This window comes from Leptospira neocaledonica (assembly GCF_002812205.1).
GTDB lineage: Bacteria > Spirochaetota > Leptospiria > Leptospirales > Leptospiraceae > Leptospira_B > Leptospira_B neocaledonica.
In genome coordinates, this window is sequence record NZ_NPEA01000009.1 from 112,562 (window position 1) to 126,617 (window position 14,056).

The following is a 14,056-nucleotide window of genomic DNA, read 5'->3' on the forward strand; positions in this document are numbered from 1 at the left end:
TATTCTTATGGAAATGTTAGGGCAACCGGGGTTTTCGCTGCCCAGGAGTCTTGTAGATCCGGTCTTCCTAAAGAACCTCTAAAATTCCAGCCCCAGCCATAAACGGAACCTTCCGGCAATAGAACAAAACCGTGAAGTGCTCCGATTCCAAGACTCGATCCTTTTGCAATTCCAACTACACTCAAATTTGGTTCGGTAACCTTAGTAGCAGCATCCGGATTTCCTAAATTCCCTTGTCCATTTTCTCCCCAGCCTTGAATAGTTCCGTCGGAGAGTAGGGCAAAACTTTGGGTTCCACCTGCAAATACGCGCACAACATTTGTTATATTATTTACTTGTAATGGAGAATTTTTAGGACTGTCTTGGTTTCCTAGGCCCAACTGTCCGCTCGCGTTTAATCCCCAAGCGAAAACCGTTCCATCATTCTTTAATGCGAGGATATGATCTCTTCCATTTGCGATATGTTTGATATTGGTAAGTCCTGGAACCTTTGCAGGAGTTGCCGATATTGCAGTCGAGGTAGAAGTAGTTCCGTTTCCTAAATTTCCATACTGATTTCTTCCCCAAACATAAACATCTCCGTTTGAGTCTAATGCTGCAGAATGTTGTGAGCCTGCGATTACTTGGATGATATTCGTAAGTCCTACTACGTTTACCGGGTTAGAAGAAATTGTAGTACTGGTAATACTTATATCTGCATTTCCCAATTGGCCCACGTTGTTTTGTCCGAATGCAACTACTGTCCCGTCTGATTTTAAAATAACTGCATGATTGAAACCGAACGCTCCCATGACTGCATCGGTGATTCCCGGAACTTCAGTAGGAGGTGTTTGGGTAGCCGGGTTTCCAGCGGTTCCAACTGCCGGCTCAATAGTATTTCCAAGCCCTAATTGTCCTTGTGCGTTTGCACCCCAGGTATAAACTTTTCCGTCGTCTTTGATCGCTAAAGAATTGTTTTGATTAAATGAAATGCTGACTATTCCCGAGATAGAAGCAAGTTTTACTATATTAGGATTACTTGTGTCTCCTTCTGAAAAGCCTGTCCCGAGTTGTCCTTTATTATTTCTTCCGCAGGTATAGATAAAACCATCTATTATAAATCCTGAATGTGATCCTCCCGCGGTCAGTTTGTTTCCAAAATAGAAAGAGACCGATTTTTCGAGTACGTTACCTTCTTCGTTTGTTAATATTACTTTTAGAGTATTTTGTCCTCTTTTTGGTTTGAGGCTTGTCACCTGCAAGTCGGCGGTTTCGCCTGTAACTTCCGTTTCCTTACTTTCGTTCAGGAATACTTCGTAGGTCCCAGAGCTTGCGTTGGAGATCCCCAAATCGAATTGATAAACGGATAAAACTTCGCCTTCTGTGGGGGAGGTGATCTCAAAATTGGGGCTGGAAGTAGAAGAAACTCCTCCTAAAAGCCCCATGGGTGTTTTAGAGGAAGAATTGGAACATGTCCATACGAATAAAAGAACTAGGGGTAATAGGCGTTTCATAACATTTTAACTCAATAATGAATCTAAGTCTCAGTATCAAAATAACCAAAGCCGAAAAAATCCTGTTTTGGTCAATCCATTAAAAAGACGAATTTTAGAGAGGAAGGATTCGGTTCTTAAGTCTTAGAGTCTTTCTTCTTCCAATTGAGTGCATCTATTCTCTTTTGGGATTGGGAGTCTGAGATGAGGATGTCCAACCGTTTGAGTCTGGTTTCTTCTCTTTTGGGACTGATCACCCACCAAATGGCGGTTCGCTGGTAGTAGGGGGCTTGGTTACTAAAGTACTCCCAGGCCTTTGTATTTTTCTGAAATTGTTTTTTATAAATGGAAGGTAACTCTATCTTCTCCTGCTCGAAGGAATATTGAGCGGTTTTTTTCTTTTCGGAATGGAAGGCTTGGAGGCCGGATTCTTGGACTAAACCTTCCTGTATCAACTCTTGGATGCGTTTTGTATTCACCTTACTCCAAATACTTCCGACCTTTCGAGGAGTAAAACGAGCAGAATAACTTTCCTCGTCTATATTCTTTCTGATCCCGTCTATCCAGCCGAAACATAAAGCTTGGTCTACCGCTTCTCCATAAGAAATTCCTTTTTTAAAGGATTTCGTTTTATAAAAACCTAGAAGAAGTTCGGATTCTTTTTTATAATTTTTGGAAAGCCAGGTACGGAATTCCTTTCCGGTCTTAAAGAACTTTGGTATCATTAGGAATTTCTACTTGGCAGAAGTTTAAAGCGTATATAACTTTATGAAAGTTATTTTTGGTAGGTAGTATGAATCAAAAAGGTTCCAAGTCCACTTTTTTTAGTTTTTTGACTGCGGTCTTATTATTGCAGAACTGTCTGACTTCTTCCGCAAATATCCAGGACTATAAGGAACATTTTATAGGCAATGACCCTAAGGACCTTTCCTCTGAGATTCCGAAAGGAAAGGTTAGAGCCGTGTTTTTAGGGACTAGCTCGATTCTACTAGATGATGGAGAAACTCAGATACTGACGGATGGATTTTTTTCCAGGCCTTCTCTTTTTCGCACGATGTTCTCTAAAATTTCCTCGGATGAGCAAGAAATCAAATACGTTATGCTTCTCGCTGGGATTAAACGTTTAAAGGGTATTTTCGTATGTCATTCTCATTATGATCATTCTATGGACTCTCCTTTTATCGCTAAGGAGACTGGAGCAAAATTATACGGTTCACTTTCTACGATGCAGATCGGAAAAGGAGGAGGAGTGCCGGAAGAACAATTGGCTTTATTCCAACCGGGTAAAAAGATCCAGATAGGTAAATTCAGGATTACAGTTTTAAATTCAAAACATACTCCTCCTTTTAAAATTTTAGGAAAAACGAATGCAGCAGACCCGAATAGACCGGATTTGACGGAAGTGTTGTCTCAACCAGCTAAGGCTGAGGATTATATAGAAGGTGGAACTTACGACTTTTTAGTAGAACATGGGAAACATTCCATCTTGATCAAAGGTAGTACAAATTATATAGAGAATGCTTGGGAAGGTTTGAAGGCGGATGTTCTGTTCTTAGGAATCGCGATGCTTGGCAAACAAGAAGAAGGATTTAAGGCTAAATACTACGAAGAGACCGTTAGTAAAACTTCTCCCAAAATTGTGATCCCGGTACATTGGGATAATTTTTTCAAACCATTGACAGAACCCCTGGAGCCTAATCTGAGTCTGGGTGACGATGTCAAAACCGGAATGGAATATATAATACAAAAAACTTCTCAGGATGGGATCCAATTTAAGATCTTAAGAGGTTTCGAAAGCATTCTGTTATTTTAATATACTGGTTTGTGAGTATGGAGGCGGCTAGGCTATATGGAAGATGAGGATACCATGGAAAAAGTTTTGGAATATTTGGAACCTTTTGGTCCGGATTTAAAAAACGGACTAAGTAATCATGCTCCTATGGCCTGCGAAGCATTGATCACAATGGGGAAAAGAGAAAGTATTTTTCCTTGGTTGGAAAGATATGGAAATCAATTCTTAGAAAAAAAGAAACCTAGAAATAAAATTTATAGCAGTAACTGGAAAGACTTCTTAGGAGTTCCGGACACTTATCCCGAGTGGGAAAACTTTTTTAATACCGAGTTAGAAGAAGGTCCCTGGCAAAAAACTCTAGCTGAGTGGGCGGTTAAACTTGCTCCCGGAATTTGTGCGGATGCAACTCACGGAGTCATTCGCACTGGGCATGCAGTCCGAAGTTTAACTAGAAAAGAATCAAAACGTAGGAAAAGGGAACTTGCTTCCGGATTGGCTGTTTGGGCTTCCGCTTATTTAGAATTGCCTACTTCTTTCGATTCTTTGTTGGGCTTACAACCGGAAGATGCCATACAAAAAGTGGACTTTGTTCCGGAAGAGTCCAAAAACTTTTCGGGCACGATTGTTTCTTCTCTACAAGGACTGGGAGACTATGAAAATTTTTCTCCAGTGATCGGATATTTGAGCGTATCTCAACAACCTGAAGAGATTATCTCAGGCTTATCGGAAGGATTTTCCAGAGTGGTGTTGAATAATGTGGAAGATAATCTTTCGGCGATCGTTTTTATTCATTCCGTCACTAGTGTTTCCGCTCTTCGAAGTATATTGCCTTTTTTGAATGAACACGAAAAAAAATCCGTATTAAGATATTCTTGGCAATCCGGAGCGGCATTATTTTCCACATTCGGTAAAAAATTAAATTTGGAACTTCCTGAAAAATTGGAAAATGAATCCAGAGAAGAAATGATTGAAAGGGCAATCGAGCATGGAGACGAGCATGCGATCAAATTTACGGAAGTTTGTTTGAAAGAATATGAATTTAATCCTTCTCCCGCATACTATGCTGCCGCTCGTTTGGCTCGTAAATTTTTAGAACCCTTGTCTTAATAGAGCATTGTTCTAAAAGTAAGATTTATTCTGGGTTGTTTGACCGATTTTGTTTTGGGTAGACTATGAAGCCACGATTCTTGAGTTTCTCCTTTCATAATCAATAAACTTCCATGTTCCAATATTAAGGAAATCTGCTCTTTTGTATCCTTATGTTTAAAATAGAATTTTCTTTCTGCTCCGAAGGATAAGGAAGCGATAGTGGAATTTTTTCCCAAAGCCTTTTCGTCGTCGCTATGCCAGGCCATTCCTTCTTCTCCATTATTATACAAATTGAGTAAGCAGGAATTAAATTTGGTTCCTGTGATTTTTTCCGTTAAATTTTTAAGTTCTGAAAGTTCTTTTGTCCAAGAGAGTGCCTTCTTGGTTGTATTAGAATACGTATATTGATAATCAGCATCTCCATACCAGGCCACCATTCTTTTTGTAATGATATGTTTCCCGAAAATAATGGCCTCATCATTTTTCCAAGGAATATCTTTCAGAAGAATTTTTAGATAATCATTCGCAGCAGATATAGAAAGAACGGGGCCGAAATATTGTACGATCCCTTCGTAAGGTAAAAGATTTCGGTCCGTTTCTTCTTGGAACAATTTCATAGATCGTTCCTATTGACCAGATCCGTTTTAGCAGCTTCCCAGCCGATCATCGCTACCTTACGTGAGTCTCCCCAATGGTATTCGCCGAATTCGCCGGAAGAACGAATCACCCTGTGACAAGGGATCAAAAATGCCACAGGATTATTTCCGATCGCAGTACCTATGGCTCTGGTTGCCTTAGGATTTCCCATTTGTTCTCCTATCTGTCCATAGGTAGAAAGTTTTCCCATTGGGACTTTTAAAAGAGTTTCCCAGACCTTGAGTTGGAAATCTGTACCTTTTAAATGTAATTTGATCTTACTTAATTGGCTCCAATCATGAGTGAATATGAACAAAGCGTTTTGCTGTATCATGTCTACAGTCTGATTATAAGTCGCATTTGGAAAAATAGATTTTAATTCTTGGAATACCTTCTTGTCATTTTCAAAAAAGGAAATATAACAAATTCCTTTTGGAGTAGAAGCGACGAGCAATTTGCCAAAGGGGCATTCCGCATAACTGTAATTAATCGAAAGATCTTTTCCTCCATTCTTGTATTCGCCTGGAGTCATCCCTTCTATATTGATAAACAGATCATGCAGTCTTCCTGTTCCGGAAAGTCCTGAATCGAGAGCCGCATCCAATAGGGAGGATCCAGTCTCTTTCAATAAACCTTTTGCGTATTCTAAAGTGGTGTATTGCAGGAATTTTTTCGGGCTTACTCCTGCCCAATCAGTGAACATTCTCTGGAAATGATGAGGACTTAGCCTAAGTTTACCTGCCACATCATCTAGGCTTGGTTGTGTTTTAAAATTTTTACGAAGATAAAAGATCGCGTCTGCAATTCTATCGAAGTCGGTATTTTGTTGTCCTTTCATGGTTTTAAAGTATAGGCAAGAAAGAAGTAACTCGAAACCCGATACTTGCTATTTATACTAGAAATTCCAACTATTTAAAAATGGCCCTTCTTCTTTCCTAATTTTAGAGAAAACAAGACTTGACGATTCTTCCTTTCCGGCCTATTTTCTGAAAAATGTCACAACATGTGACATTTTAAAAGAGGGGATGTGGGAACAAGGGAAGAGACTCGAGAACTTGTCTTAGAAGCCGCAGAATCCCTCTTTTTGGCCAAAGGGCTTCTCGAAGTTTCTATGGAAGAGATTGCTGCCAAGGCATCTTGCACTAGGCGAAATCTATATCGCTATTTTGATACGAAAGAAGCACTCAGCATTGAAGTTCTTAGAAAACTTCTCTCTCCTTGGAATGATTTCCAGCTCCAAACATTTGAGCAGCTTAGAAGTTCTGGTCTCTCCGGAAAGGAAGAGCTGGTCTCCTTTCTCAAAACTTTAGCTAGGTATTTGGAAACTCATAAACCTCTACTTCGTTTCACTGCGGAGTTTGATTTTGTATTCAGAGAACGTAGTAGTTTTCAATTGGATGTTTCTTCCGAAGAGTCCTTATTCGCAGAGTTCCAATTCACTGAAAAACTGATCATACAAATTTTAGAAAAGGGAGAAGGGGATGGAAGTCTTAGAATCCCTTCTTCCTTAGCAATACTAGTTCCTACAATTACAACGGTTCTTTGGGGGCTCGGACAGAGAGTCGCTCTTAGAGAAACTTTGATCCCAAGAGAATTCGGTGTGAACGGCATGGAACTCGTGCAAACACAAATAGATTTATTGGTCCTTGCTTTAGAAACGAAAGAAGGTCCCGGAGAAAAGAAGGAGAATTAACATGTCTAAAAGTTTCGAACTTCCTAAGGATTTTTTATTGGGTTCTGCAACGGCAGCCACTCAAATAGAAGGAGGAGATATCTATAATAATTGGTATGCTTGGTCTCTCATTGGAAAAGTCGGTAATGGAGAATCCTCCATCACAGGAGCGGATCATTATCGTAGATATGTGGAAGATATAGAACTTCTTTCTCAACTTCACCAAGAATGTTATAGAATGAGTATCGAGTGGAGTCGAATCGAACCACGACAAGGAGAATGGTCTGCAGAAGGAGTGGAGCATTATAGAGACGAGTTCCAAAGACTGATACAAGCCGGCATCAAACCTCTTGTTACTCTTCATCATTTTTCTTGTCCTCAATGGTTCCAGGAAAAAGGAGGATGGCTCTCCAAGAATGCAGTAGACGACTTCATGAGATTTGTGGACTTCTCCATTAAAAATTTTGGAGATCTGGTTTCAGAATGGTGTACCATCAACGAGCCGAATGTATTCGCAAATGATAGTTATATGGATGGAAAATATCCTCCAGGAAGTCACGGTGATATTGCAGCTTACATGAAGGTTACTAAAAATCTGATTCTCGTACATTTAAAATCATATAAGCTTATTCACAAGATCCGCAAAGAAAAAGGTTTCGAAGGAGAAACAAAAGTAGGATTTGCACATCATCTTGCTATATTCGAACCTTTTAATTCTCATCCTCTTGCTAAATTAGGTTGTTTCTTAAGCGATTATCTTTTTCACGAAATCCATATGAAAGGTTTTGTGGAAGGTAAACTTTGCTTTCCTGTAGGCTTTGGCTATCCGGAAGGCAAGGGGATCTTCTGCGATTTTATTGGGATCAATTATTATTCCAGACATCTATTCAAAGCCAGTTATAATCCAGGAAATCTTTTCGCCACTCCATTGGTGGATCCTAGTGTTTCAGATTCAGAGAAAAATGATCTTGGTTGGGAAATTTATCCGGAAGGTATCCACAAAGTTTGCCATAGAGCTTGGGACAAATACAAACTTCCTATTTATATCACCGAGAATGGAATCCCAGACGAGAAAGATGAGAAGAGAGAAAAATATATCGTGGACCATCTCTATCAGATCAAACTACTTTTGGACGAAGGAGTAAAGGTAGAACGTTATTATCATTGGTCTTTTCTAGATAATTTAGAATGGAACGACGGTTATGGACCTCGTTTCGGTTTGGTAGAAGTGGATTACGCCACTATGAAAAGAAAACCTCGTCTTAGCGCACTTCGTTACGCGGAGATTTGTCGGACTAAGAGAGTAGAGAAGCGCTAAGAAAGAAGAGACACAAAGTTTATTTTCACACAGAGGCACCAAGCCGCAGAGACATTAGGATTTATTGAACCCTCCGTGACTTTGTGGGCTCTGTGTGCCCTTACTTAGCGCCTCTTTTTGCTTTGTGTCTTCCGAATTGACTTAGAGTCTCGCAAAAGAGCGAATGGATTTCGCAAGCGGTCTTCTCTCATGTCAGTACCATTCTTAAATCCAGGAATATTCGCACATATTGATGCGGGGAAAACCACACTCTTAGAGAGGATCTTATTCGAGACCGGCAAAATTTCTGCGCCGGGCAGAATTGAAGAAGGTACTACAGAGTCTGATTATCTCCCTGAAGAAATAGAAAGAGGAATTTCTATTCAATCCACTGTGGCCAGGATCCCTTATCCGGATCCGGAAAAGCCCAGGGTCATTTTGCAGTTCGTGGACAATCCTGGGCATTTGGATTTTCAGTCCCAGGCAAATGCTTCTTTGCTCGTTTCCGATTTTGGTCTAGTTTTAATTGATTCTTTCGAGGGCTTAAAATCCCAAACCTTCCAGAACGTGGAGGCTCTTCGAAAATCCGGAAAACCAATATTATTTTTTCTAAATAAACTGGATCGTCCTGGAGCGGATATACTTTCTCCACTCGTGGACCTGGAGGTTGCCTTAGGAAAGGAACCCATTCTTCTATTTAAAGAAGACGGAACAATTCCGGTATTAAAGGGGGAAGGCCAGGAGTCTGAGTTTCTACCGTTAATAGAATGGGACCATGGACTTTCAGAAGAATATTTAAAGAACCATGACCTTCTTCCTAAGCTTGCCCTCCTAGGCTTGGTGAAAGGATTCTGGGAAGGTAAAATTTTTCCTGTGCTTGGTGGCTCTGCGCTCCAAGGCATCGGCGTAAAAGAGTTACTTGCTCTTTTGGAACTCTTCGCAAAAGGAAAACCTGATCAACCTTCTTCTAAAGAACATGCAGGGGTTGCATTCAAAAGAGAGATCCATCCTGAACTTGGAAAACTTCTTCATTTCCAAACATTAGCGCCTATCAAAGTCGGGGACTTCTTCCTACATGGAGGAACCAAACACAAGATAGAGAATTTATACCAGATTTCTGCAAGAGACTATGAAGAAGTTTCCAAGGGAGAAACAGGAGAACTTCTTGCAACCACCTCACTTCTGAACTGGATCCCAGGAGAAATTCTTTCGAGACATAATAAAGACGGCACTGCGAAAACTCTACTCTCTCCGATCAGAAAACAATTTCAGATCTTAATAGAACCAGAAAAAGAAGAAGATCGACAAGAGCTTTGGGACCGTTTGCAAGATCTGGCTTGGTTGGATGAAGCAGTAAGCGTAGATATTCTCTCAGAGACAGGGCAATTTCGTTTATCAGGCACTGGAGAGTTGCATTTAGAGATTTCTCTTTCTCGTTTGAAGGAATCTTTTGCGAAAAGCTTTCAAACGAGCGGAATCAAGGTTGCAAGATTTGCTCTATGGAAAAATTTGGTTCAAAAGGTCGCATTTCAGCATACCGCGTTCGATCAAAAAATCTCGAGCGGACAGGTGCTCGCGTCCTTGGAAAGTTCTAACAACTTTTCTAAGGGAGTGCGGTTTAATGTTCAGCTAGCTGATCCAATCAAAGAGGCGATTTCATCCGCGTTTACGGAGGTCACCGCCCGGGGAATAGACGGAGAAGAAGTTCTCGGTCTTCAAATGATTGTCGAAGGTTACGAGTCTCCAGGTGAGACAAAATCTTTCGATCTCTCTTCCCTGATCAAAGTAGCTGTCATCAAAGGTTTAAAGGACATAATTCCGAATCATTCGGATTTCATTGGTCCCCTTTCCGAGTTAGAGATTCTTACACCGAATCAATATCTCGGAGATATATTGGCCAGTTTGGCTAAGAGGGACGCGAAGATTCGTAAGGTCACTGAGTTGACCGAAGGGCGTCATTTGATTCAGGCAAGCGCTTCTACGCAAAACTTGCTTGGCTTTAGCGGTGTCCTTAGAAATATGGCACAGGGAAGGGGCGTCCTATCTTTGGACACCCTTTTCGACTTTGATAACCATTCTGTATTGTTTTAACAAACAAGTCTGAATTCAGATTTGTTAATAAAGTAAGGAGTTAAAAACGCTATGGCTAAGGAGAAATTCGACAGGTCCAAACCACACTTAAACGTTGGTACTATTGGACACGTTGACCATGGAAAAACCACGCTAACGGCAGCAATCACCACTACGCTTGCAAAAGTATTGGGTGGAAAAAACAAAGCCGTAGCATACGACCAAATCGATAACGCACCTGAGGAAAAAGCTCGTGGTATCACCATCGCTACTTCTCACCAAGAGTATGAGACTGCGAACCGCCACTATGCACACGTTGACTGCCCAGGTCACGCTGACTATGTTAAAAACATGATCACAGGTGCTGCCCAGATGGACGCTGCGATCCTAGTTGTTTCTGCAACTGACGGACCAATGCCACAAACGAAAGAGCATATCCTGCTCGCTCGTCAGGTAGGCGTTCCTTACATCATCGTATTCATCAACAAAGCTGATATGCTTGCTGCTGATGAGCGTGAAGAGATGATTCAAATGGTTGAGATGGACGTTCGTGACTTGTTAAACAAGTACAGCTTCCCTGGTGATGAGACCCCAATCATTTACGGATCCGCTCTTAAGGCTCTTGAAGGCGACGAGTCTGAGTTAGGAGCTCCATCTGTAGTTAAACTAATGGAAGCTCTGGACACTTACGTTCCGAATCCAAAACGTATCGTTGACAAACCATTCCTAATGCCGGTAGAGGACGTATTCTCTATTACTGGTCGTGGAACTGTTGCGACTGGAAGAGTAGAACAAGGAACTTTGAAAATCAACGACGAAGTTGAAATCGTTGGTGTTCGTCCTACTACTAAAACAGTTGTTACTGGTATCGAAATGTTCCGTAAACTTTTAGATTCCGCAGAAGCTGGAGACAATATCGGTGCTCTTCTTCGTGGAACCAAAAAAGAGGACATCGAGAGAGGACAGGTTCTTGCTAAGCCAGGATCAATCACTCCTCACAAAAAATTCAACGCGGAAGTTTACGTTCTTACTAAGGACGAAGGTGGACGTCACACTCCATTCTTCAATAACTACCGTCCACAGTTCTATTTTAGAACTACCGACATCACTGGCGTTTGTAACCTACCTAACGGTATGGAAATGGTAATGCCTGGTGACAACGTTACGATGAGCATCGAGTTGATTCACCCGATCGCTATGGACAAAGGTCTTAAATTCGCGATTCGCGAAGGTGGAAAGACTATCGGTTCTGGCGTAGTGGCTGAGATCACCGAGTAAGAGAAAGGAAATGGCTGGCCAAAAGATCAGAGTAAAGCTTAAAGCTTTCGATCATAAGTTGATCGACCAATCAACTTACGAGATCGTTGCGACTGCCAAAAGGACCGGAGCTACTGTCTCCGGTCCGATTCCTCTTCCAACGAAGAAGGAAATATACACAGTCCTCCGTTCTCCACACGTAAATAAAAAATCAAGAGAGCAGTTTGAGATGAAAACTCACAAAAGGCTCATCGACATTCTGGACACCAACGAAGACACAGTTGAAGCTTTAATGAAGCTACAACTTCCAGCAGGTGTTTCAGTGGATATTAAATCCTAAGGGAAGAAGAAATGGCAAAGGGATTAATCGGTAAAAAGATAGGGATGTCCCAAATCTTCGACGAGCAAGGAAACATGATTCCTGTGACCGTCTTAGAGGTAGGTCCCTGCGCAGTTTCCCAAGTCAAGTCCGCAGCTACGGACGGTTACGACGCGATACAATTAGCTTTTCAGGATGATAAAGAAAAACACCTGACCAAAAGCGAGATAAAGCATTTGGCAAAAGCAGGCCTTACTCCTAAGAGAGTGTTGAAGGAATTCCGGAATTTTGGCGAAGAGCCGGCTGCCGGAGCTGAGATAAAAGCACAAGACGTGTTTGCGGTTTCGGATACTGTAAAAGTTACAGGAACCAGCAAAGGTAAAGGTTTCCAAGGTGTTATCAAAAGATACGGACACCATGGTGGACCAGGCGCTCACGGTTCTCGTTTTCATAGGCACCCAGGATCCATGGGATCCAACACCACTCCAGGAAGAGTATTCAAAGGTCGTAAATTACCGGGCCGTATGGGTTTTGATACAAAAACTGTATTGAACCTGAAAGTGGTTCGTATTCACGAAGCAGAAAATTTGGTTTTTGTAAGCGGATCCGTTCCGGGACCTGCAAACTCCATCATCACTATTGAGAAGATATAAAGACCGCGGTTAGTCATGAAAGCACAGAAGTACTCAAAAGAAGGAAAACTGCTCTCGGAAATCGAACTTCCTGCAGCGTTGTTCGAATCCAAATACAGCAGTGGCGCAATTTACGACGCCATCAAAGCGGAGAATGCTAACCTCCGTTCCGGGAATCATCATACCAAAACCCGCTCGGAAGTTTCCGGGGGTGGTAAAAAGCCTTGGTCCCAAAAAGGAACTGGTAGAGCTCGTCAGGGTTCTATTCGTGCTCCTCACTGGGTAGGTGGTGGTACTGTTCACGGACCTCGTAAGAGAGATTATTCATATAACGTTTCTCCAAAAGTGAAACGCAGAGCGGTCCTTTCCGTTTTGAATAAGAAAGCTCAAGACGCGGTCATTAAAGTAGTAGAAGATCTGGATCCAAAAGAATTCAGCACGAAAGCTTTTGCTGCCTTATTCAGCAATATCGGACTAAAGAACACCGGAGTGATCGGATTCTTAGTGGGTGGAGAGAACGACTTCCTTAAAAAGTCCGTTCGTAATATCCCTACTGTGAAATACATCAACTCCAAACGTATCGCGGTTCGCGACATTCTATATAATAGAAATCTTGTGATCACCGAAGCAGCTTTGGGAGAAATTCTCAAACATTACGGAGAAGGAAAATGAATCTTAACGAAGTGATCTTATCTCCGATCATTACCGAGAAGTCCCAAGATCTGGAAACTATCGGTGAAAAAGCCGGTAAAAGAACCGTAAAATACACTGTGGAAATCCACCCTAGAGCGAACAAAACTCTAGTGAAGGAAGCTTTCCGCAAAATTTACAACGTAGTACCTTCTGCAGTAAACATCCAAGTGTATCGCGGAAAAGTAAAAAGATTCCGTCATCTACCCGCTCCAAAAGCTCATTGGAAAAAAGCAATCGTGACTTTCCAAGACGGAGCGAGCATCGACTTCGGAAAGGAAGCATAAGAAATGGGAATTAAAAAGTTTAAACCCGTTACTTCCGCCAGCCGTTTTAAATCGGTATTAACCTTCGAGGAAATTACCGAAACAGAACCGTATCGCCCTTTAACGATCAGCTTAAATTACAAAGCAGGTCGCGGAGAAGGTGGTAAAATTGCGGTTCGCAGAAAAGGCGGAAGAGTAAAACGCAAATATCGTATCATCGACTTCAAACGTCGCAAAGTAGGGATTACTGCTACAGTTAAAACTGTAGAATACGATCCGTACCGTTCGGCGTTTATTTCTCTCGTTAGTTATTCTGACGGAGAATACGCTTATATCCTAAATGCTGAAGGCATGAAAGTTGGAGACAAAGTTTCCAATGGAGAAGGAGCGGAAATCAAAGTTGGAAACGCACTTCCACTCGGAAAAATTCCTCCAGGCACTAACGTGCATAACGTGGAATTGAAAATTGGAAGAGGCGGACAAATTGCAAGAACTGCAGGATCCTTCGCTACTATCGCAGGTAGAGACGGAGAATACGTTCTTCTAAAACTTCCGAGCTCCGAAGTTCGTAAAGTTCACCAGAACTGCTACGCAACTGTAGGAATTTGCAGCAATAGAGATCATAACCTTGTTTCCATCGGTAAAGCTGGTAGAAACAGATGGTTGGGAAAACGCCCTAAGGTCAGAGGGGTTGTAATGAACCCGGTTGATCACCCACATGGTGGTGGTGAGGGACGTACTTCCGGAGGACGTCACCCAGTGACTCCTTGGGGTATTCCAACCAAAGGATACAAAACTCGTCGTAGGGCGAAACCTTCTGACAAGTTCATTATCCAGAAGAGAAAGGGAAATAGGAGCAGGTAA

General features: G+C 41.8%; 15 protein-coding genes. 11 read left to right on the forward strand and 4 right to left on the reverse strand.

Features of this window, described 5'->3' with window-relative positions:
• Positions 1 to 5: 5 nt before the first annotated feature.
• Complete coding sequence (locus tag CH365_RS16330) at positions 6 to 1,493, reverse strand: RCC1 domain-containing protein (protein ID WP_100769622.1); 1,488 nt, start codon at positions 1,491 to 1,493, stop codon at positions 6 to 8.
• A gap of 116 nt (positions 1,494 to 1,609) precedes the next feature.
• Positions 1,610 to 2,197, reverse strand: coding sequence for a YdeI/OmpD-associated family protein (locus tag CH365_RS16335; RefSeq protein ID WP_100769623.1), 588 nt, complete (start codon positions 2,195 to 2,197; stop codon positions 1,610 to 1,612).
• A 68-nt stretch (positions 2,198 to 2,265) separates the two neighbouring features.
• Between CH365_RS16335 and CH365_RS16340 the strand changes: the two genes are divergently transcribed.
• Both CH365_RS16340 and CH365_RS16345 read left to right on the forward strand, forming a co-directional pair.
• The gene (locus tag CH365_RS16340) at positions 2,266 to 3,285 is read left to right on the forward strand and encodes an MBL fold metallo-hydrolase (RefSeq protein WP_100769624.1); all 1,020 of its coding nucleotides are present in this window, start codon (positions 2,266 to 2,268) and stop codon (positions 3,283 to 3,285) included.
• 36 nt (positions 3,286 to 3,321) lie between these two features.
• Positions 3,322 to 4,371, forward strand: coding sequence for a questin oxidase family protein (locus CH365_RS16345; RefSeq protein WP_100769625.1), 1,050 nt, complete (start codon positions 3,322 to 3,324; stop codon positions 4,369 to 4,371).
• Here the strand turns inward: CH365_RS16345 and CH365_RS16350 are convergent.
• Both CH365_RS16350 and CH365_RS16355 read right to left on the reverse strand, forming a co-directional pair.
• Entirely contained in the window at positions 4,368 to 4,970 is a 603-nt protein-coding gene (locus CH365_RS16350) for an alpha-ketoglutarate-dependent dioxygenase AlkB family protein (RefSeq protein WP_100769626.1), read from the reverse strand. The genes CH365_RS16345 and CH365_RS16350 overlap by 4 nt on opposite strands.
• Positions 4,967 to 5,827 (reverse strand): methylated-DNA--[protein]-cysteine S-methyltransferase, encoded by an 861-nt coding sequence (locus CH365_RS16355; RefSeq protein WP_100769627.1) that lies wholly within the window; start codon positions 5,825 to 5,827, stop codon positions 4,967 to 4,969. Before CH365_RS16355 ends, CH365_RS16350 begins: the two co-directional genes overlap by 4 nt.
• A gap of 189 nt (positions 5,828 to 6,016) precedes the next feature.
• Here CH365_RS16355 and CH365_RS16360 point away from each other — a divergent pair, with 189 nt between their 5' ends.
• The 9 genes from CH365_RS16360 to rplB all read left to right on the forward strand — a co-directional run bounded on the left by CH365_RS16360 (position 6,017) and on the right by rplB (position 14,056).
• Positions 6,017 to 6,682 (forward strand): TetR/AcrR family transcriptional regulator, encoded by a 666-nt coding sequence (locus CH365_RS16360; protein ID WP_100769628.1) that lies wholly within the window; start codon positions 6,017 to 6,019, stop codon positions 6,680 to 6,682.
• A 1-nt stretch (position 6,683) separates the two neighbouring features.
• Positions 6,684 to 7,979, forward strand: a complete 1,296-nt coding sequence (locus tag CH365_RS16365; protein ID WP_100769629.1) for a glycoside hydrolase family 1 protein — start codon at positions 6,684 to 6,686, stop codon at positions 7,977 to 7,979.
• 189 nt (positions 7,980 to 8,168) lie between these two features.
• The gene (locus CH365_RS16370) at positions 8,169 to 10,049 is read left to right on the forward strand and encodes an elongation factor G-like protein (protein WP_100769630.1); all 1,881 of its coding nucleotides are present in this window, start codon (positions 8,169 to 8,171) and stop codon (positions 10,047 to 10,049) included.
• 51 nt (positions 10,050 to 10,100) lie between these two features.
• Positions 10,101 to 11,306, forward strand: a complete 1,206-nt coding sequence (tuf, locus tag CH365_RS16375) for an elongation factor Tu (RefSeq protein WP_100769631.1) — start codon at positions 10,101 to 10,103, stop codon at positions 11,304 to 11,306.
• A gap of 10 nt (positions 11,307 to 11,316) precedes the next feature.
• Positions 11,317 to 11,625 (forward strand): 30S ribosomal protein S10, encoded by a 309-nt coding sequence (gene rpsJ, locus CH365_RS16380; RefSeq protein ID WP_008593919.1) that lies wholly within the window; start codon positions 11,317 to 11,319, stop codon positions 11,623 to 11,625.
• Positions 11,626 to 11,636: 11 nt separating this feature from the next.
• Positions 11,637 to 12,257, forward strand: coding sequence for a 50S ribosomal protein L3 (gene rplC / locus CH365_RS16385; protein WP_100769632.1), 621 nt, complete (start codon positions 11,637 to 11,639; stop codon positions 12,255 to 12,257).
• Positions 12,258 to 12,272: 15 nt separating this feature from the next.
• Positions 12,273 to 12,908, forward strand: coding sequence for a 50S ribosomal protein L4 (rplD, locus tag CH365_RS16390; protein WP_100769633.1), 636 nt, complete (start codon positions 12,273 to 12,275; stop codon positions 12,906 to 12,908).
• Complete coding sequence (locus CH365_RS16395) at positions 12,905 to 13,213, forward strand: 50S ribosomal protein L23 (protein ID WP_020770424.1); 309 nt, start codon at positions 12,905 to 12,907, stop codon at positions 13,211 to 13,213. Before rplD ends, CH365_RS16395 begins: the two co-directional genes overlap by 4 nt.
• A gap of 3 nt (positions 13,214 to 13,216) precedes the next feature.
• Positions 13,217 to 14,056, forward strand: coding sequence for a 50S ribosomal protein L2 (rplB, locus tag CH365_RS16400; protein WP_100769634.1), 840 nt, complete (start codon positions 13,217 to 13,219; stop codon positions 14,054 to 14,056).

Excerpts from the sequence above, each read along its gene's own strand:
- CH365_RS16330 (WP_100769622.1), bottom strand. The coding sequence starts at position 1,493 with ATGAAACGCCTATTACCCCTAGTTCTTTTATTCGTATGGACATGTTCC.
- CH365_RS16335 (WP_100769623.1), bottom strand. The coding sequence starts at position 2,197 with ATGATACCAAAGTTCTTTAAGACCGGAAAGGAATTCCGTACCTGGCTT.
- CH365_RS16340 (WP_100769624.1), top strand. The coding sequence starts at position 2,266 with ATGAATCAAAAAGGTTCCAAGTCCACTTTTTTTAGTTTTTTGACTGCG.
- CH365_RS16345 (WP_100769625.1), top strand. The coding sequence starts at position 3,322 with ATGGAAGATGAGGATACCATGGAAAAAGTTTTGGAATATTTGGAACCT.
- CH365_RS16350 (WP_100769626.1), bottom strand. The coding sequence starts at position 4,970 with ATGAAATTGTTCCAAGAAGAAACGGACCGAAATCTTTTACCTTACGAA.
- CH365_RS16355 (WP_100769627.1), bottom strand. The coding sequence starts at position 5,827 with ATGAAAGGACAACAAAATACCGACTTCGATAGAATTGCAGACGCGATC.
- CH365_RS16365 (WP_100769629.1), top strand. The coding sequence starts at position 6,684 with ATGTCTAAAAGTTTCGAACTTCCTAAGGATTTTTTATTGGGTTCTGCA.
- CH365_RS16370 (WP_100769630.1), top strand. The coding sequence starts at position 8,169 with ATGTCAGTACCATTCTTAAATCCAGGAATATTCGCACATATTGATGCG.
- tuf (WP_100769631.1), top strand. The coding sequence starts at position 10,101 with ATGGCTAAGGAGAAATTCGACAGGTCCAAACCACACTTAAACGTTGGT.
- rpsJ (WP_008593919.1), top strand. The coding sequence starts at position 11,317 with ATGGCTGGCCAAAAGATCAGAGTAAAGCTTAAAGCTTTCGATCATAAG.
- rplC (WP_100769632.1), top strand. The coding sequence starts at position 11,637 with ATGGCAAAGGGATTAATCGGTAAAAAGATAGGGATGTCCCAAATCTTC.
- rplD (WP_100769633.1), top strand. The coding sequence starts at position 12,273 with ATGAAAGCACAGAAGTACTCAAAAGAAGGAAAACTGCTCTCGGAAATC.
- CH365_RS16395 (WP_020770424.1), top strand. The coding sequence starts at position 12,905 with ATGAATCTTAACGAAGTGATCTTATCTCCGATCATTACCGAGAAGTCC.
- rplB (WP_100769634.1), top strand. The coding sequence starts at position 13,217 with ATGGGAATTAAAAAGTTTAAACCCGTTACTTCCGCCAGCCGTTTTAAA.